17 protein-coding genes and 1 pseudogene are annotated in these 17,875 nt (G+C 42.8%); 6 read left to right on the top strand and 12 right to left on the bottom strand.

Annotated elements, in window-relative coordinates:
* Positions 1–125 precede the first annotated feature (125 nt).
* Positions 126–767, bottom strand: coding sequence for a hypothetical protein (locus V7L12_RS22080; RefSeq protein ID WP_335087521.1), 642 nt, complete (start codon positions 765–767; stop codon positions 126–128).
* A gap of 231 nt (positions 768–998) precedes the next feature.
* Here V7L12_RS22080 and V7L12_RS22075 point away from each other — a divergent pair, with 231 nt between their 5' ends.
* Complete coding sequence (locus V7L12_RS22075; RefSeq protein WP_335087519.1) at positions 999–2,207, top strand: NupC/NupG family nucleoside CNT transporter; 1,209 nt, start codon at positions 999–1,001, stop codon at positions 2,205–2,207.
* A gap of 59 nt (positions 2,208–2,266) precedes the next feature.
* Here V7L12_RS22075 and V7L12_RS22070 read toward each other — a convergent pair whose 3' ends face one another.
* From V7L12_RS22070 to V7L12_RS22055, 4 genes are all read right to left on the bottom strand, one after another.
* Positions 2,267–4,003, bottom strand: a complete 1,737-nt coding sequence (locus V7L12_RS22070; RefSeq protein WP_335087517.1) for an ABC transporter ATP-binding protein — start codon at positions 4,001–4,003, stop codon at positions 2,267–2,269.
* Between the two features lie 130 nt (positions 4,004–4,133).
* Positions 4,134–5,351, bottom strand: coding sequence for a lipid-A-disaccharide synthase-related protein (locus tag V7L12_RS22065; protein WP_335087515.1), 1,218 nt, complete (start codon positions 5,349–5,351; stop codon positions 4,134–4,136).
* A gap of 333 nt (positions 5,352–5,684) precedes the next feature.
* Entirely contained in the window at positions 5,685–6,230 is a 546-nt protein-coding gene (locus V7L12_RS22060) for an RNA 2'-phosphotransferase (RefSeq protein WP_335087513.1), read from the bottom strand.
* A gap of 68 nt (positions 6,231–6,298) precedes the next feature.
* Positions 6,299–7,615 carry an amino acid permease gene (locus V7L12_RS22055; protein ID WP_335087511.1) on the bottom strand — a complete coding sequence of 439 codons (1,317 nt, stop codon included), beginning with the start codon at positions 7,613–7,615 and terminating at the stop codon, positions 6,299–6,301.
* A 380-nt stretch (positions 7,616–7,995) separates the two neighbouring features.
* On the opposite strand from V7L12_RS22055, the gene V7L12_RS22050 reads away from it, so the two are divergent.
* The 3 genes from V7L12_RS22050 to V7L12_RS22040 are packed head-to-tail and all read left to right on the top strand — an operon-like array spanning position 7,996 to position 8,836.
* Positions 7,996–8,184, top strand: a complete 189-nt coding sequence (locus V7L12_RS22050) for a hypothetical protein (protein ID WP_335087509.1) — start codon at positions 7,996–7,998, stop codon at positions 8,182–8,184.
* A 4-nt stretch (positions 8,185–8,188) separates the two neighbouring features.
* Entirely contained in the window at positions 8,189–8,611 is a 423-nt protein-coding gene (locus V7L12_RS22045; protein WP_335087507.1) for a putative toxin-antitoxin system toxin component, PIN family, read from the top strand.
* 6 nt (positions 8,612–8,617) lie between these two features.
* Positions 8,618–8,836, top strand: a complete 219-nt coding sequence (locus V7L12_RS22040) for a toxin-antitoxin system HicB family antitoxin (protein WP_100897403.1) — start codon at positions 8,618–8,620, stop codon at positions 8,834–8,836.
* Between the two features lie 282 nt (positions 8,837–9,118).
* Here V7L12_RS22040 and V7L12_RS22035 read toward each other — a convergent pair whose 3' ends face one another.
* Positions 9,119–10,096 carry a threo-3-hydroxy-L-aspartate ammonia-lyase gene (locus V7L12_RS22035; RefSeq protein ID WP_335087505.1) on the bottom strand — a complete coding sequence of 326 codons (978 nt, stop codon included), beginning with the start codon at positions 10,094–10,096 and terminating at the stop codon, positions 9,119–9,121.
* Positions 10,097–10,304: 208 nt separating this feature from the next.
* On the opposite strand from V7L12_RS22035, the gene V7L12_RS22030 reads away from it, so the two are divergent.
* Positions 10,305–11,117, top strand: a complete 813-nt coding sequence (locus V7L12_RS22030; protein ID WP_335087503.1) for an SDR family NAD(P)-dependent oxidoreductase — start codon at positions 10,305–10,307, stop codon at positions 11,115–11,117.
* Positions 11,118–11,340: 223 nt separating this feature from the next.
* Here V7L12_RS22030 and aroF read toward each other — a convergent pair whose 3' ends face one another.
* Positions 11,341–12,441, bottom strand: a complete 1,101-nt coding sequence (gene aroF / locus V7L12_RS22025) for a 3-deoxy-7-phosphoheptulonate synthase (protein ID WP_335087501.1) — start codon at positions 12,439–12,441, stop codon at positions 11,341–11,343.
* A 59-nt stretch (positions 12,442–12,500) separates the two neighbouring features.
* Between aroF and V7L12_RS22020 the strand changes: the two genes are divergently transcribed.
* Positions 12,501–12,728 carry a hypothetical protein gene (locus tag V7L12_RS22020; RefSeq protein WP_335087499.1) on the top strand — a complete coding sequence of 76 codons (228 nt, stop codon included), beginning with the start codon at positions 12,501–12,503 and terminating at the stop codon, positions 12,726–12,728.
* Positions 12,729–12,779: 51 nt separating this feature from the next.
* Here the strand turns inward: V7L12_RS22020 and trpD are convergent, their stop codons facing one another.
* The 5 genes and pseudogenes from trpD to V7L12_RS21995 form a co-directional block, all read right to left on the bottom strand.
* Complete coding sequence (gene trpD / locus V7L12_RS22015; RefSeq protein WP_335087854.1) at positions 12,780–13,895, bottom strand: anthranilate phosphoribosyltransferase; 1,116 nt, start codon at positions 13,893–13,895, stop codon at positions 12,780–12,782.
* A gap of 191 nt (positions 13,896–14,086) precedes the next feature.
* Positions 14,087–15,316, bottom strand: a complete 1,230-nt coding sequence (gene trpB / locus V7L12_RS22010) for a tryptophan synthase subunit beta (protein ID WP_335087497.1) — start codon at positions 15,314–15,316, stop codon at positions 14,087–14,089.
* 71 nt (positions 15,317–15,387) lie between these two features.
* Positions 15,388–16,614, bottom strand: coding sequence for a tyrosinase family protein (locus V7L12_RS22005; protein ID WP_335087495.1), 1,227 nt, complete (start codon positions 16,612–16,614; stop codon positions 15,388–15,390).
* A 129-nt stretch (positions 16,615–16,743) separates the two neighbouring features.
* The gene (gene trpA / locus V7L12_RS22000; protein ID WP_335087493.1) at positions 16,744–17,577 is read right to left on the bottom strand and encodes a tryptophan synthase subunit alpha; all 834 of its coding nucleotides are present in this window, start codon (positions 17,575–17,577) and stop codon (positions 16,744–16,746) included.
* Between the two features lie 48 nt (positions 17,578–17,625).
* Positions 17,626–17,875, bottom strand: a pseudogene (locus tag V7L12_RS21995) (hypothetical protein); the annotation flags it as partial.

The raw sequence follows: 17,875 nt of genomic DNA, 5'->3' as shown, positions 1-17,875 counted from the left end.
TACAGCAGATTTCAAGGAAAGTGAGGTACACAAGCTAAGTCTGTTACCCAGGTATAAAGCGTGTTTTATTCCTGAATTCTGCTGTAAATGATTAATTTGCATTCACTATATGTGGATAATACTTTTTAGAAGTCATTATCCGTAAAGGGAACTATGGATGGTGAAAATCTTTTTAGTGATGGGGAAAATTCTAACCTCGCGGCATAATCATCTGTTTGTGATAGTTCCAGTTCAATTGTTTGCTGCTCTTTTTCATCAAAAAGCAACTGAATTTGATAACTTGTCCAGAATTGTTCACCTAGTTCATCTTCTAAATCAAAAGGCTGTTCTTCATCACCCCATATATTCGACCAAAGGACTATTTGATTAGCCCGAAAATGGTTTTGACCTTTTGCATCTCCAACTACAAAATATACTTCGACATTTAAATCAAATCCCAAATCATCGACTTCTACCTCTGCTATCTGACAGCTAACGACCATTAAACTATCTGGGTTAATATCTACTACCTGCCGTTGGCGTTGTAATAATTCTTGAAATACAAAATTAGGTAATAGCTTTGAACTCTCCTCAAGTAGGTTTTTTTGAGCTTCTGGGGAGTAACGAGTTTTTAATTCTTGTGTGATTAAATTTAAAATATCTTCACTGCCTAAATTTACGACTATCTGTTTATTTGCGGGATTCAGGAAACATCCTTGATTAAGATTAATGTGTTTTTTAATTGGCATGGTTCTGTAAAATCCTTTTAAGGCGATCGGATAATTCACAAATCAAGCTCAAACAAAGGTAATAAATATTACTTTAGCTTCTGTTCTATATTTTTAGCAAGACGTACTTAACAGCAATTGTATCCTTTAAATCATAATTATAAATGACTATGATTGCAGATATAAAAAATATTCATCGGCCTAATAATTGACTAAAAAGCCACAAAAAAGGTGAATTTTTGTGTATGCTCTTTGACTAAGTGCCTTAGTGATACATTTCCGGGAGTAATCATGGAACATGCCATTTCTGCGTTGGGAATTTTAGTTTTTATCAGTATATCCTACGCCTTTTCTGTTAATCGTCGTGCGGTGCGTTGGCGAATAGTGACGTGGGGTTTGGGATTGGAATTTGTGTTTGCACTAGCGATTCTTAAAACTCCTTGGGGTTTAAATGTGTTTAAATCTCTGGGAGATATTGTCAGCCAATTTTTAGCATTTTCTGATGTTGGTGCCAAATTTGTCTTTGGAGAAAATTTTAAGGATCATTTCTTTGCTTTCCAAGTGCTGCCGACAATTATCTTTTTCTCTGCCTTCATCAGTGTCTTGTATTACTACGGTATTTTACAGCGAGTCGTAAACGTGATGGCGTGGGTAATGATGAAGACGATGAAAACATCGGGTTCTGAATCTTTATCCTGTGCAGGTAACATCTTTTTGGGCCCAACAGAGTCGGCGCTGATGGTTAAACCTTATATAGCGAATATGACGCAATCGGAACTCCATGCCGTGATGACGGGTGGTTTTGCCACAATTGCCGCTGGAGTACTAGGAGCATATCTTTCCTTTGGCATCCCCGCAGAACACCTGATTGCTGCTTTCTTTATGACTGCTCCCACTTCGTTGGTGGTATCAAAATTACTTTACCCAGAAACAGAAGTATCAGAGACGGCTGGCAAAGCAAAAGCGTATGTAGAAACCAATTATGTAAATGTAATTGATGCTGCTACTACCGGAGCAATTGACGGCGTGAAGCTAGCAGTTAATGTTGGGGTGATGATTATCGCCTTTTTAGGATTATTAGCTGCCCTGAATGCACTTTTGGGATGGTTAGGGGCATTTGTGGGCTTACAGCAACTCTCATTACAGTGGATTTTGTCTTTTCTCATGGCTCCCGTAGCATGGCTGATGGGCATACCTTGGGCTGATTGTCGGCAAGTTGGGGCTTTATTGGGTACAAAAACAATTTTGAATGAGTTTATTGCTTTTTTGGATTTGAAGGCACTAATTGAAAGTGGAAAAATCTCTCAACGTGCAGTAATTATTGCGACTTACGCATTATGTAATTTTGCAAATATAGGTTCAATTGGCATTACCATTGGTGGGATTGCGGGGATAGCACCTAATCGCCAGCATGACTTAGCTCGTATGGGTGTAAGGTCAATGATTGGCGGATTGTTAGCGGGTTTTATCACCGCTTGTATTGCTGGGGTGTTGATTTGAAGAAGAATTTTCTAAATACAGATTTTATCAAATGAGCGAACCGACAGTTTGGCAATCCCCTACTCATCTGTAGAGTAGAACTGTTGGGCGTAAAAACGGGCATACCGTCCTTCCTGAGACAGGAGTGAGGTGTGAGTACCAGCTTCAACCACCTGTCCTTGTTCTATTACAAGAATGCAGTCAGCCCGACGAACGCTGCTCAAGCGATGGGCAATAATAAACACGGTACGGTTTTGCATCACTCGTTCCAGTGCTTCTTGAACTAGTGCTTCTGATTCCGAATCTAGGGCAGAGGTGGCCTCATCCAGGATGAGAATTCGAGGATCGTTGGCAACTGCTCTAGCGATCGCTAATCTTTGGCGTTGTCCTCCCGATAGGTTAACTCCACGCTCTCCCACCCAGGTCTGATAACCCTGGGAAAACTGGGTGATAAAAGAGTGAGCGTTGGCAATCTTTGCTGCTGACTGAATCGCTGCTAAATCTAATTTTTCCTGACCGTAACCGATATTTTCAGCGATCGTTCCCGAAAAAAGGGTAACATCTTGGGGAACAATGCCAATTTGATGGCGCAAGCTGGTAAGTGTGACATCACGGATATCAATATCATCAACCAGAATTTGACCCCTCTGAGGGTCATAAAAGCGAAGTAAAAGGTTAATTAACGTCGATTTGCCTGCTCCAGAAGAACCAACCAAGGCAATGACATCACCAGGAGAAGCGTCTAGGCAGAGATCCTTAAGAACTGGCTGGTCGGGATTGTAGGCGAAATCAACATGACGATACTCTACCTTGCCCATAACTCGTGGCATTGCCTGAGCATTCGATTTTTCGCTGATACTAGGTTCCTTCGCCATCAGTTCAAAGATGCGTTCAACAGAAGCTTCGGTCTGTTTGTACTCGTTGTAATTGCTAATCATCATGTCGATTGGCTGAATCAGTAAAGCCACAGCAGCTAAGAAACTGATAAACCCTTGAGCAGTCAGCTGATTCTGAGAAATCTGCCATCCTCCTAATAAAAACAGCAGTATAATACTAACTGCTTCCAAAAAACCGACAACAGGAAACTGAATGGATTTGAGTTGTAGAGCGCGATACTTAGCTTGGCGATTGATTTCTGCTTCTTGATTGAATCGCTTTACTTCATATTCTTGTGCTCCAAAAGCCTGAACAACGCGAATCCCGCTAAATACTTCAGTTAGCATCGCCGACAAATTGGAAACCTGATTTTGGCTCTGGCGAGATAGCACGAGTAATCGCTGACCAAATTGCCCGATTAACCAAGCCATTAAAGGAGCCAAAATCAAACCCGCAAGAGTCAGCGGCCAATTCAGGTAGAGCATGTAAATGGGAATTACAATTAACTGCAACAAATTGGAAAGAAACTGATGGGATAACTTGTCTACAATCTCGCCCACGCGATCGATATCTTCAGTCAGGCGATAAGTCAGGTCTCCCGTCTGTGTGGTTTCAAAGTAATCTAATCCAAGTTTGTGCAGGTGAGCATAAACGCGCTTACGCAAGTTTAAAACCATGTTCAGAGTAGCAGCGATCATAAAGACATTCTGCCCGTATTGACAAAGCCCTCGAACCAAAAATACTAAAGTGGCTAGTCCGAGCCAGTAGGCAATCTGGTTAACATTTCCCTGGCCAAGATAAAAAGAGACCTGACCTGCTAAATAGGGCACTGCTAGGGTGAATAACACAAATCCTAAAATACAAGCTAATCCCCGAATTAACAGCGGCCATTGGGGCCACAGATAAGGCAACAGTTGCCAGTAACTAGAGCGGACTTTCATAGGTAAGTAAGAATTCAGGAGTCAGGAGTCAAGAGTCAGGAGTCAGAATTCAGAATTGAGGTGCATTACGGCGTTAGCCTACCACACCATGTTACCCAACCATGCTGACTCCTGAATTCTGGCGCAATTTCTACTCAGTTTCTCCTAGAGAGTTTAGTAGAAAGCGGGCAATTCTCTCAGATGCGCCGGGTGGGCCAAATCGCTCAGGGCCATTTTCTTTGCACTTAGCGAGGTAGTCTGAATCTTCTAAAGTTTCAACTACTCGTTTAGCTGCTTGCTTGAGAATCTCAGGGGTTGCTGGCTTAGTGCCGATGGTTTGGGCAGAAATGCCCAACAGCCGCGTTTGCGCTTCTGCAAATTGATAGGTAAATTGAGGGCCCTCTCCAGGAATCTGGATGATAGGTTTCCCGATCGCTACAGCTTCCTCCACTGCCAAACCTGCCATACCAATAACGAGAGTAGAGTAACATAGGATGTCACTGAAGGCATCTGAATAACATCTCACTTCTACAAGCGGTGATTCCTCAGCAGAACTTCCTGGAGGAGAATAGGTGAGTATGCCTTGATTCAGTTGCCAACCTTGACTTTTAGCAATGTCGTCTAATTGCGCCATCAAATCCGGTATCAAAGCTGCACGAAATTGTAATCCTGACTCAGGCATCACCTTGGCGATTTCTACTACCAGTTGCAACTGCAAACAAAAATTTCGCGCAGCTTCAGGCATCCGTGATCCTGGTAGGAGAGCGATCGCTCTCTCGTCCGGTTTCAGGTGCAAGTCTTTGCCAGTAGGGACGAGCCAATCTAAAGCCGGAATGCCAGCACACTGAGCTTTAGTTAAACCTTGCCGTTGGAGGTCATAAGCCGTATGGGAATCCTTGGTGAAAACTGCCAGACATCTGGAAGAATTAAGGTCGTGCCACAAAAGCGGATTGAGTCGTAACCGCCCTTCGTAGAGGGCAGAAAGACAAGAGATAAAGGAGACGAAGGGGCGCTTTGTTAAGTAAGCAAATGTCTGGGAGACAAAATCCCCAGTAGACATAATTAAATCGCAGTTGGGAGCATACTGCAACACCGCTTGTAACTGTCGCCAGGTTAATCCAATCAATCCCGATTGAAAATCTTTGAGCAAGTAGAGGCGCTTCATGTAAAAGAATCCCCCAGAGGGCATTGTTTGTGTGGGCCCAATAATGGGAATATCCAAGCTGCGGTAAGCTTTTCCTTCCCCCACAATCGGCATTGCCGCCATCTCAATAGAAGGACACAATTGGCGCAGGGTCTGAATAACATGAGAGGTGTGGTTGTCCTCTCCGTGGCCGTTACTGATAAACAAGATTCGCTTAGAAGGCATCTTGGGGTTTGGATAGGTCTAAAATGCTTGTTTGGTGAGATTTTTAACCTACATTGGGTGAGTAGGCTAAGAGATTGATAGTATTTTTACTCTTGAGAGTTTGTAATTTTATAGACAAATCTACAAAGTTACTTTTTCAGGTGCAAACCGGAATGGAATTACTGCTAATCCCTGTTTTTGCAAACGCTAATCTATCAGAGAATACAGTATTAGGAGTACAAGCGCTATGGGTACATTGATCTGAGTTCAATTCCAACATGCAGTAATTGTTGCAACTTCCGCATTATGCAACTTCTTTGCAAATATCGTTTCAATATTCTGTTTTGTTAAAATTCAAATTTTTTGTAGATACTCAGCTGGTACACATTCGACTAACCAAACACTATTAGCAGAACAATAGAAGATGTAACCTGCCTGATGCATTGCCGCAGTATTTACAGTAAAAACCACTGGTTTTCCATGCCTGGCACCAACAGTTTCTGCTGTTTCTATATCCTTTGATAAATGGACATGATGTCGCGACATTTTGCAAAGTCCTGTTTGCAGAATTAACTCTACAGATTTGCGTCCCGTGCCGTGATAAAGCTGATCTGGAGGAACAACAGCTTCTAAGTGTAAATCGACTTTTACACTATGTCCTTGGTTCGCCCGAATCAGATTACGTGTAGAATCAAAAGAAAAGCGTTGTTTCTCGTTGAATTCAACTACCACCTGTAATTCCTGGCGGGTAATCGGAAACTTGTTTTGAGCACAAGCGGTAAGTAAGTCATCAACAGCAACCCAACCACCAGGAGAAAGTTTAATTCCAATGGCATCTGGTGTATGTCGCAGATATTTGCTGAGATATTTGCTGATTTTGACGAGTCGAGAATCACTCATTGGATTGTGGTTAGCATATTTATACTACAATTATAGTTTTCTGTAACACAGAACTTTTATTGATGGTTTTATTTTGTGTAAATTGACATAATTTGTCTTCCCATCATGGCTAATGCCACTCCAATTATCACAATAAGTGTCACCTTGCCGCCAGGAACGAGTGATTGATTTGTGCTATGTGAGTTTTCTTGTTCTTGACGTTGTTTCCAACTCATTAATGCCGGAATAATTCCACCTAGAACTGAAACACTAAATGTTCCAGTGTAATCTAGGGCAGTAAAAAAGATGCTGGGGTTAAGCGTTCCGAGAGTCATCGGAGGGAAAAGAACCAGCGAATAGAGGGGTAAGCGGCTAGAGAGTTGCCACTGTGCAGGTAGGAAAATATCTTTAAACAAATCCAGCAACCCGTACACAAATCCAATGAATGAAGTGACGATCGCAAATTCTGAAAAAATGGATACTAGCACTCCTAACCATTGCCCCGCACTACCTCCTCGGAGAATTTGTAGTGGATCAAAAACACTTGTACCATCAGATGTGCTATTTAGCATATTGGGACTGACGCTTCCTAAAATTACGGCATTCCACGCCAAGAACATAATTAGAGGAATCACAGAACCAATAAAGATGGACTGACGAATTTTGCGGGCATCCCCTTCGAGTTGCGTCACAATTAGCGGCACAACGTTTTGGAAAAACAGTGCCACAGACATCACTGAAATGGCACTGCCGAGGGCACTCCAGTTTTGAAATAATAGTTGGGCACTCTGAATATGCCTTCCTCCCAGAAATAATAGTCCTAAGAAGGAAACAATGACAATTCCGACAAAGGCGCTGTTTAATTTCTCAATAAATTTTTCTCGCCCAAGATACATAATGCCGCCAAATAAGAGCGTGAAAGCCATTGTGCCCACCCACGTAGGCAATATCTGCATACCCCAGACTTTTGCCGCCGCCGTTCCTAAAATCTCTCCGCCTTCGGTGATGTATGCCACCAACAGAGCATAGTGCATGAATAAATATGCACCGCCAGCAATTCGCGCTCCCAGCTTACCAAGGATTTTCTCAACAACTCCTAAAAAACCTATACTTGAAAGCCCTTCTGTTCGCATCGTGTTTAAGGTAACTTCTGCAACCAATAACCCGGAAACTAGAGCGTAGAGCCAAACAGCAATTAGTCCAGATGTGGATGGCACAATACCAGATGGCAGGGTAACAGCTGGTAGAGCGAGAATCCCAGCCCCAACGGTGGTTCCTGCAATCAATGCAGTACTCCCCAATACACTACCCGGTTGATGATTGAGTTTGTTTCCATCAAATTCGAGATGAGAAAACAACCGAGTGACTTGCTCTGAATTTTTTAGAACGGTCTTTATGGTAACCATACTGAATATCCGTACCTAAACCAAACAATATTAACATACGTAAATATTATTCGTAAAAGCCCTGATGTTCTTGGTTTTTCAAGCAGATTTTTTTGGTAAATAAGCGATCGCTAGTTCATTCTCAACACAAATTTTGGATTATAAATGTCATTTGTAGCACTTTACTAATTAAATAGACCACGCAGTAAAAAACATTGTCCCTATATACAGATGTAGTTTAAATAAATGAAAACTTGTCTAAGAAGACGTTTGAAAAATATTATTGCTAACATTAAAACCTCAGAAACTCGCCCACCTTAAGCCCTTCACCAACAGTGCGATCGCTAATTTGACACAATTGCTAAGAGTGCGTAGGCACAGCCCGCTGTAGGCATCGCCATTTGGAAATTGGGAATTTAGCTTTTGCGAAAAATGGCGGTGCGATCGCTTATTTGGCAAAGTTGCTCAGAGTTGGTAGACGCAAAGCTGCTTGTCGCCAAACATCACCCGATATTGAAAATATTTATCTCTGGCGATCGCTTTTGAGTCTTTTGGCTAGAATGTTGCTGACAGCGTATATGCTATCATAGCTAGATGGCGATTAAAATTGTAGTTGATACCAGCGTTTTTATTAGTGCGCTGATTAGCTCTAAAGGTTCTAGTAGAGAACTAATCCGACGCTGTTTAAAAGGAGAATATCAGCCTTTGATGGGAAATGCTTTGTTTTTGGAGTATGAGTCAGTCATTCATCGCTCAGAAATTATCGCCAAATGCTCTTTAACTACTGAAGAAGTTTCTGCTTTACTTGCATCATTCATGAGCGGAAGTCAATGGGTTTATATCTATTATTTATGGCGACCTAATTTAAAAGACGAAGCTGACAATCACTTAATTGAATTAGCAGTTGCCGGAAATGCTCAAATCATTGCCACTCACAATGTCAAAGATTTCCAAAATGCTGAATTGTTATTTCCTAACTTATCAATATTAAAACCTGAAGAAATTATTAGGAGTTAAGCAAAAATGGCAACTTTAACTATTCGTTTACCAGACGATAAGCATAATAGATTGAAAGAACTTGCTCAAGCCAAAGGCATCAGTGTCAATAAATTGATTGAAGAACTTTCTACCATAGCTCTAGCAGAATTTGATGCCCATACAAGATTTAAAGCAATGGCTGCAACTGGCAACCCAGAAGAAGGCTTAAGAATACTGGCTAAACTTGATGCTCTGACAGAATAGAGCTTGTAGGGCGATTATGAAAACACTAACCGGAGGCGATCACCCACATCAGCCCCATTATCAAAAGTGCTTAGGCGTAGCCCATCGTAGACATTGCCTACATGAACCTCATTACCAAAAGTGCTATCGTTGATTTGACACAGTTGCTAAAAGTGCGTAGGCGCAACCCGCCGTAGGCATCGCCCCTAGTAAAGTAGCAGATGCGTAGGCGTTCGCGTAGCGTCTCGTAGAGAAGCCCATCGAAGATATCGCAGGAACTAGCTGTACGCTCTCTCTATGTTTTCAATCCAATCCCACAGAAAACAATTTACCAACTTGCGCCAAATCTACATTTCCACCGCTGATGATGACACCAATCCTCGCCTCTGGTGCTGTCACCACACCTTCGAGTAAAGCAGCAGCAGCTAATACCCCAGTGGGTTCAACTACAATTTTCAGACGTTCCCACAAGAAAAACATGGTGCGAAGAATTGCTTCTTCCGATACTGTCACCATATCATCGACGTAATGCAGTACTAAGGGGAAAGTAATTTGACCAAGGCTAGGAGTCCGCGCACCATCGGCGATGGTATCAGGATTTTTGACTGTTTGCAGGGTTTTGGTGTGAAAGGAGCGGGTAGCATCGTCGGCAAGGGCTGGTTCTACCCCGATTACTTTACAATTGGGTAGAAGTGCTTTGGCTGCGATCGCACACCCTGAAAGTAATCCGCCACCGCCACAACAAACTAATAGTAAGTCCAATTCACCAACTTCTTGGATCAGTTCTAAAGCAGTTGTCCCCTGTCCGGCGATTACATGGCGATGATCGTAAGGGGGAATGAGTGTCAAAGAGCGCTCATCTGCTAAATTTTGAGCTAATTCTTCTCGGTTTGTTTCTTGGCGATTGTACAAAATTATCTCTGCACCATAACCACGAGTAGCAGTTTGTTTGACAACGGGAGCATCATCAGGCATGACAATAGTGGTGGGAATATTTAGTAATTGTCCAGCTAAAGCGATCGCTTGGGCATGATTTCCTGATGAATAGGTGATAACGCCTGTTTGTTTTTCTGCTACCGATAGTTGGGCTAGCGCGTTGTACGCACCTCTAAATTTAAATGCCCCCGTGCGTTGAAAGTTTTCGCACTTAAAGAATACTTGGCTATTGGTGCGATCGTTAACGATTCTAGAAGTCAGCACAGGCGTGCGGTGGGCAATCTCCAAAATTCGCTCTTGTGCTGCTTGCACGTCAGTTATATTAACGGAATGATACTGTGGCATTGATGAGGTTATTAAATATTCTTGCTCTTGTTTATATAGATACAGTTTTTTATATTTGCGTTTAATATGCTTGATTGAAGCATATTTGTTTCAGGTGGATAGCATCATTTTTTGTCTGCATAGAAATAGCTACAGCAAACATTATATATTGCTGTAGCTAAATTTATAAAACTTAAATTAATTCATTTACGTTCGCTATTTTTTTAGCATGAATAAAACATCTGAAAGTCGGCAAAAAAAAACTGCTCTAATTACAGGAGCAGCTAGTGGCATAGGCTATCAATTAACCCAGATTTTTGCTCGTCATAGTTATAATCTTGTGTTAGTAGATAAGAATGAACAAAAACTTAGTGAAATTATAGATGAATTACCCCCAAAATTTGGCATTTCCGTCAAAATTTTTGTTAAGGATTTATCTATCCCCACATCTCCAGAAGAAATTTTCACAGAACTACAGCAAGCATCTATCAAGATTGATGTGCTAGTTAACAATGCTGGCTTTGGTACTTATGGAGCATTTAGTGAAACAGACCTCAGCATGGAACTGAAAATGCTACAGGTAAATATGGTCAGCCTGACTCATTTAACTAAGTTGTTCCTCAAAGATATGGTCGAGCAAAACTATGGAAAAATATTAAATGTGGCCTCAGCGGCTGCTTTTCAACCAGGACCTTTAATGGCAGTTTATTTTGCTACTAAAGCCTATGTATTATCATTTTCAGAAGCGATCGCGAATGAATTAGAGGGTACAGGTGTCAGTGTGACTGTTCTTTGTCCAGGGCCAACAGCATCGAAATTCCAACAAAATGCTGCAATGGAAAATTCCAAGATTGCTAGCGTTAACAGAATGATGAATACGGAAACCGTCGCTAGGATTGGTTATCGGAGCTTAATGAAAAACAAAACTGTTGTTGTTCCTGGAATGAGAAATAAGATATTGACTGAAAGCGTCAGATTTACGCCCAGAAATTTAGTCACAAAGGTTGTTAGAAGTATGCACGAACTTAAAAAAAATAGGTAGTTCAATATCCTATACTATTTTAAAGAAAACCCGACCAACGGATTTTTCAGATGAAAAAATCTGTTGATCGGGTTTAACCATTTGCAAAAAATCGGTTTATAGTCCAATACGCTTGGGTTAAGGGTTATTGGCGTAGATAATTGGTCTTTTAAGACGCGATTTATCGCGTCTCTACAATCAGAGTTTTGTTGCTCATTCTGAACTGTATTGGTTTATGGTCTATCTACTTTGATAGTTCTGGCGTGAAGAGAATGCGGTTGTCATTAATGCTATCAAATGTAGGTGTAGGCCAACGATCGACTACTTTGCCCAGAATTGACATTTCTTGAACTAAGCGGTCAAATTTATCAGGGGTGAGAGATTGGGGCCCGTCAGATAAAGCTTTAGCCGGATTGGGGTGAACTTCAATCATCAAAGAATCTGTACCAGCGGCGATCGCAGCCATTGCCATCGATGGAACATATTCAGACCTACCAGTACCATGACTGGGATCAATCATAATTGGTAAATGGGTAAGCGATCGCAATACTGGAAGCACTGATAAATCTAAAGTATTGCGGGCATATTTACCATCAAAGGTTCTAATTCCTCGTTCACAAAGAATCACATTGGGATTTCCAGATGCCAAAATATATTCTGCCGCCATCAGCCACTCGTCAATTGTGGCAGACATACCCCGCTTCAGTAGCACAGGTTTATCTTGAGCGCCTACCTTTTTCAGCAACGAAAAGTTGTGCATATTTCGCGCTCCGATTTGGATGATGTCAGCTGTTTTCGCTACTGCTGATAAATCGGCAGCATCCATCAGTTCTGTGACGATACCCAAACCAGTAGCTTCCCGCGCTGCTGCTAACAAATCTAAAGCGCTTTCACCATACCCTTGAAACGCATAAGGTGAAGTACGAGGTTTGTAGGCTCCGCCACGCAGAAACTGCGCTCCAGCTGCCTTCACCCGCTTTGCCGTTTCGACAATCATCGCTTCATTTTCAACGGAACAAGGCCCAGCTACCACCACAATCGGATGATGTTCGCCAAAATAGACATCACCGTTAGGTGTCGGTACAACAACCTCGCTGGCTTCTCCATGTCGAAATTCTCGACTTACCCGCTTGAAAGGTTGTTGCACTCGTAATACTTGCTCAATCCAAGGGCTGAACTCTTGAACCTGTAATTTATCGATGCTAGTGGTATCACCAATTAGCCCCAGCACAACTTTATGAGTGCCAACGCTTTTTTCTACTGTCACTCCCCAAGTTTCACTCAGTTCTTGGCTGATGCGAGTAATTTCTTCAACAGGTGTACCGCTCTTAAGTATGATAATCATCTATTTTTCCTTGTGTATAAGTTTGGGTGGGCTAATCTTTACAGGTCGATGCATTAAGATTGCAGGTCGATGCATTAAGATTGCAGGTCGATGCATTAAGATTGCGGGTTGATGCATTAAGATTGCAGGTCGATGCATTTACATTGCGGGTCGATGCATTAAGATTGCAGGTCGATGCATTTACATTGCGGGTCGATGCATTTACATTGCAGGTCGATGCATTGGTATTGCGGGTCGATGCATTTACATTGCAGGTCGATGCATTGGTATTGCGGGTTAAGGTGTAAGGCATTAGAAGACTTGCGTGTACACCGTAGCTCCTCGTAGGAGAGGTTTGTCTAGCGCAAAAATTCTGCGAGTTGTTCTAGTTTTGTCCAAGCTGCGCCGCTTTGCAGAATTTCCTTGGCAAGGGCAATACCTTTAACACAACCTGCTAAAACATCAGTTTCCCCATGAATGGCTTCACCAACTTGCAGGGCTAGGGCTGTATTTAAAGCGACAACATCCTGCTGCGCTTGAGTGCCTTTACCTTGCAAAACTGCCTTCAAGATTTCGGCATTTTCTTGGACATCTCCACCGTGCAATGCCGCAGTGGGTGCAAAACTCAAACCCAGTTCTTGAGGATTCAGGGTCAGAGAACGCACTTTTTTATCTTGGAGTACAGCCAAGTCAGTGACATCTGCCAAACCAGCTTCATCTAAACGCTCCCGTCCGTGAAGTGCGATCGCTTGCTGACATCCCAGTTGGGATAAAGCTTGAGCAATCTCTTCTAGTAAAAGCGGGTCATTCACACCAATAATTTGCCCTGTCGGTCGCATCGGATTTACTAGCGGGCCGAGCAAGTTAAAAACAGTCCGCACCTTCAAAGTTTTTCGCAAAGTAGCGATCGCTTTTAGTGCAGGATGCCAGCCGGGAGCAAACAAAAAGGTGATTCCAACTTCGCCAACTGCCGCTTGCACTTTTTCAGGAGTGGCGTTGAGATTTATACCCAAAGCTTCCAACACATCAGCGGAACCAGCTTTGCTGGATGCCGAACGATTGCCATGTTTGGCAACCTTTACCCCAGCAGCAGCGGCCACAAAGGCAACAGCAGTGGAAATATTAAAGGTTGAAGCACCATCTCCACCAGTTCCACAGGTGTCAATTAGGGGGACTGGGGATTGGGTACACTTCGACAAGCTCAGTGCATCGCTGGGTACTGGGGATTGGGATTGCAAGATACTAGCCATGCCAACTAATTCTTGTGCAGATACGCCTTTAGCTTGAATTGCAGCTAAAATCGCTCCTGATAGCGCTTGGGGAATGGCATCTGTGAGCCAACCTTGCATCAAATCCGCAGCTTGGGAAACTGTCAACGATTGCCGATTCAGCAACTGTTCTAATAAAGCTGGCCAGTTGTATAGATCAGGAGAGATGGAGATGTTTTCAGGTGGAGTTTGAGTTAAAGCTATCATATTGGTCATTTGTCATTGGTCATTGGTCATTGGTCATTGGTCATTGGTTATTGGTGATTGGTTATCGGTCACTTGTACTGAGAGAACGCGAACAGCCCCTCCAGGAGTTGCCGTTGGCGCAGCCTCTCCAAGAGTTGTATTGGTCATTTGTCATTTACGAAGGACAAATGACAAATGACAAAAAGAGAAAATTAAGGAAGAAGGACTTTGGCGACGGTTTGCACGTCTTTGTCACCTCTGCCGGAACAATTGATGACGATGCGGAGATTGCCTGTTAACTGGGGACAAAGGGTTTCTAGATAAGCGATCGCATGAGCAGTTTCTAAGGCTGGAATAATCCCTTCTAATTGCGAAAGCCTTTGAAATGCATCTAAAGCCTGTTTATCAGTCACACTGTAATACTCGGCGCGACCAAGATCCATTAAATAACTATGCTCTGGCCCAACACCGGGATAATCCAATCCGGCACTAATTGAATGGGCTTCGATTACTTGACCGTCATCATCTTGCAGTAAATAGCTCATTGCACCGTGCAATACACCTACTTTTCCTTTTGTCAAGGTAGCAGCGTGTTTTTCTGTGTTTACACCTTCACCCGCAGCTTCCACTCCAATTAGACGCACCGAAGGTTCATGCATAAACTCACTGAATAAGCCGATCGCATTGGAACCTCCACCCACGCAAGCCAGTAAAATATCTGGTAGTCCTCCCCATTTTTCTTGGCATTGAGCGCGAGTTTCTACACCAATTATCACGTGGAAGTCACGGACAATCATCGGGTAGGGATGAGGCCCAGCAACAGAACCCAGGATGTAATGAGTTGTTTCTACATTCGTCACCCAATCCCGAATTGCTTCAGAAGTCGCATCTTTGAGAGTTCCTGTACCTGCTTCTACTGGTCGAACTTCTGCACCCATTAATTTCATGCGAAACACATTCAGGGCTTGGCGTTCCATATCCTGGACGCCCATGTAAATCACACATTTCAAACCAAATCGCGCACACACAGTTGCAGTTGCTACGCCATGTTGACCTGCACCTGTCTCGGCAATAATCCGTTGCTTACCCATGCGCTTGGCTAGCAAAACCTGAGCCAAAGCATTATTTATTTTGTGAGCGCCTGTATGATTTAAATCTTCGCGCTTTAAATAAATTTGTGGCCCTGTGCCATCTGGTCTAGCGTAATTTGCTGTCAGGCGTTCAGCAAAATATAATGGGCTGGGTCGTCCGACATAATCACGCATTAAGTTTTGCAGTTCTGCTTGGAAACTCGGCTCATTGCGATATTGATGATATGCGGTTTCCAACTCGCTTAATGCAGGCATTAAGGTTTCCGGGACATATTTACCGCCGAATTTTCCAAACCTGCCCAAAGAATCTGGTTGTACAGTTGCAGTTTTGATATTTTGTATGCTTACCACTGTTTAAAATCCTTTCACTTTCAAGTATTTTTTAGTTTCGTTCTAACTTTTTAGAACTTATGCCATTGAAATCATCTTTGCGTTTTCTTTTCCCCGGTTTGGTAGGTATAGCCCAGTTCCCGGTGATTCAAAACGTCTATAGGGCGCACCAAATCGTTAGAGTCAAAATTTGGTAATAGGGATAGTAAATCTCCTAGCGTCGTAGCTTTGGGGGTAGACATACCGCCGTCCCAAGGCCACATTAGGTCTTTAAGATTGTGTCCATAAGGCTGACCACCATCAGCAGGATAAAAATCGCTACCTTGATGACCGTTTTCTTGCCATTCAGCCCAGAGGCGGTCTACGTTGGCATGATGCAACCAAAACACTGGGTCATAAGGCGAACTTGGTATATTGCTCATCGTACCCAGACCCTTAAACTTTATGGGTCTTGTGCTAGCGTCTATCTGTACACCACCAACTAAACCATGAATGTAGTTGTGGATGAATCCTCCTGGGGTGACTTTACCCTGCTCATCTACAGAAATAAATCCTTCCAAAGCAGGGCGAAATAGAGAATAGTCATTAAGACTCAGGGCACGCTCAACATCTTTTTTGGGCACAGGATAATCACTGGCAGGAGGTAGTCTTAGAAAGCGTACAAGTGATGTACCTAAAGATATTCCGGTATCTGTGTCAATATTTAATGCTGGATTTATAACCCAGCCATTTGCAGCCGAAAAAGCCCCAGGCACAGCGCCGCCTGTAAAGTTTCCCTGATTTGGAATTTTGATGGTTACTCCTTGACCGTTGGAGCCAAGAAAGTCATCGTTAAAAATTACATCAAGTGCTTTAGCGTCTGTCCAATCCCAGTATGGCAGACTAACAGTTGGATCTACTGCTTGCAGAGCTTGTTCAAATCTGCGAATATATTCTCGATGCCAAGGGAAAAATGCAGCATTTTCATGAGCCAATTCTTGGACGGAACCATCGGAATGCCCTTTATGATTATGAATCAAGCGTGTTGCCCCTAGATGTATGGCAACGAATTGGTCGTAAATACTGAGCTTGCTACCTGCGGGAATTACTGTTTTTAAGGTTTTGATCGCCTTGACTAAGGCTGTTTTCTCTGCTGATGTTAGGTCAGTTACGTTCTTTCTTACAGTTAGATAACCCTGTTGTCCTGGTAAATTGTAATTCCAATGGTATTTGTATTGTCCGTGGTCAGTGCGATCGTGGGCAAAGACTGTAAGCGCACAGGTGCTAACTAGAAGTACGCTATAGATTAAAATTTTGAAGGATTTCAGCAGTAGTTTCATTGTCTTAATCGAAGCAGAGGAGCAGGGAGGCAGAGGGGCAGAGGAGCAGAGGGGCAGAAAGAGAAATAATTGATACTAATTCTTTATTCCCTATTCTTCATTCCCTACTCCCTAAATTTGCAAGTGAATTTATCGCACCTTTTGAAGAGATGGACTTTCGCGCTGACTTTCTGTGATGGCTGTTTTAAGTTCTCGACAAAATTCTTTCACGGCTTGCAATCCTTCTGTTGGGCTACCTTCAGCTAAACGTTTGACAAAGGCGCTACCAACAATCACTGCGTCTGCTCCCCATTCCATGACTTGATGTGCTTGTTCTGGTGCGGATATGCCAAAACCAACGCCAATGGGTTTATTGGTGACGCTTCGCAACTCGGTAATTAAATGCTCTACGCGGTCTTGGATTTGAGTGCGGATACCTGTAACACCTGTAACACTAACTAGATAGATAAAACCCTGAGATTGACGAGCGATCGCTTCAATTCTATCTTGAGAACTGGTAGGAGCTACGAGTAAAATTACCTCAATTCCGAAAGATGCAGCAGTTTTGATTAATTCTTCTGCTTCTTCCAAGGGTAAGTCTGGTACTACCAATCCCTGCACCCCAGCAACGGCAATTTGCGCCAAAAACGACTTAATACCCCGGTGCAAAATGGGATTGTAATAAGTAAATAGAATTATCGGCGCTTTTAAGCTAGGAATCACTATGTGTAACATCTCTAGCACTTGCTCTAATTTCGTGCCTTTTTGCAAAGCGCGGGTTGCTGCTGCTTGAATCACAGGCCCATCTGCGAGAGGATCGGAGTAGGGAATGCCCAACTCGATGAAGTCAGCACCGTTGCGATCTAAGATACGTAAAGCTTCGGCGGTGGTTTCTAAGTTAGGATCGCCTGCTGTGATAAAAGGGATTAAAGCACACTGTTGGCGATCGCGCAAAGTTTGAAAGGAATCGGAGATAGAGGTCATGCTGAAAAATAGTTAATGATTGGTTAATAGTTTTGGAATAATTAACACTTAGCAATTAGCGATGCCTATGCTAAATTTTTTCTTAAAGAGTCTTTGATACTCGTGAATGAGGCTTTTATCTCCGTTAACGAGTCTTTGATACTCGTGAATGAGGCTTTTATCTCCGTTAACGAGTCTTTGATACTCGTGAATGAGTCTTTTAGCTCCGTTAACGAGTCTTTGATACTCGTGAATGAGTCTTTTAGCTCCGTTAACGAGTCTTTGATACTCGTGAATGAGTCTTTTAGCTCCGTTAACG

Origin of the sequence: Nostoc sp., from assembly GCF_036918245.1 — a bacterium.
Lineage (GTDB): Bacteria > Cyanobacteriota > Cyanobacteriia > Cyanobacteriales > Nostocaceae > Nostoc.
This window is presented reverse-complemented; position numbering and strand designations above follow the sequence as displayed.

Bases quoted from the DNA above. Each gene is read 5' to 3' on its own strand.
- V7L12_RS22075 (WP_335087519.1), top strand. From the start codon at position 999: ATGGAACATGCCATTTCTGCGTTGGGAATTTTAGTTTTTATCAGTATA.
- V7L12_RS22070 (WP_335087517.1), bottom strand. From the start codon at position 4,003: ATGAAAGTCCGCTCTAGTTACTGGCAACTGTTGCCTTATCTGTGGCCC.
- V7L12_RS22065 (WP_335087515.1), bottom strand. From the start codon at position 5,351: ATGCCTTCTAAGCGAATCTTGTTTATCAGTAACGGCCACGGAGAGGAC.
- V7L12_RS22060 (WP_335087513.1), bottom strand. From the start codon at position 6,230: ATGAGTGATTCTCGACTCGTCAAAATCAGCAAATATCTCAGCAAATAT.
- V7L12_RS22055 (WP_335087511.1), bottom strand. From the start codon at position 7,615: ATGGTTACCATAAAGACCGTTCTAAAAAATTCAGAGCAAGTCACTCGG.
- V7L12_RS22045 (WP_335087507.1), top strand. From the start codon at position 8,189: ATGGCGATTAAAATTGTAGTTGATACCAGCGTTTTTATTAGTGCGCTG.
- V7L12_RS22040 (WP_100897403.1), top strand. From the start codon at position 8,618: ATGGCAACTTTAACTATTCGTTTACCAGACGATAAGCATAATAGATTG.
- V7L12_RS22035 (WP_335087505.1), bottom strand. From the start codon at position 10,096: ATGCCACAGTATCATTCCGTTAATATAACTGACGTGCAAGCAGCACAA.
- V7L12_RS22030 (WP_335087503.1), top strand. From the start codon at position 10,305: ATGAATAAAACATCTGAAAGTCGGCAAAAAAAAACTGCTCTAATTACA.
- aroF (WP_335087501.1), bottom strand. From the start codon at position 12,441: ATGATTATCATACTTAAGAGCGGTACACCTGTTGAAGAAATTACTCGC.
- trpD (WP_335087854.1), bottom strand. From the start codon at position 13,895: ATGATAGCTTTAACTCAAACTCCACCTGAAAACATCTCCATCTCTCCT.
- V7L12_RS22005 (WP_335087495.1), bottom strand. From the start codon at position 16,614: ATGAAACTACTGCTGAAATCCTTCAAAATTTTAATCTATAGCGTACTT.
- trpA (WP_335087493.1), bottom strand. From the start codon at position 17,577: ATGACCTCTATCTCCGATTCCTTTCAAACTTTGCGCGATCGCCAACAG.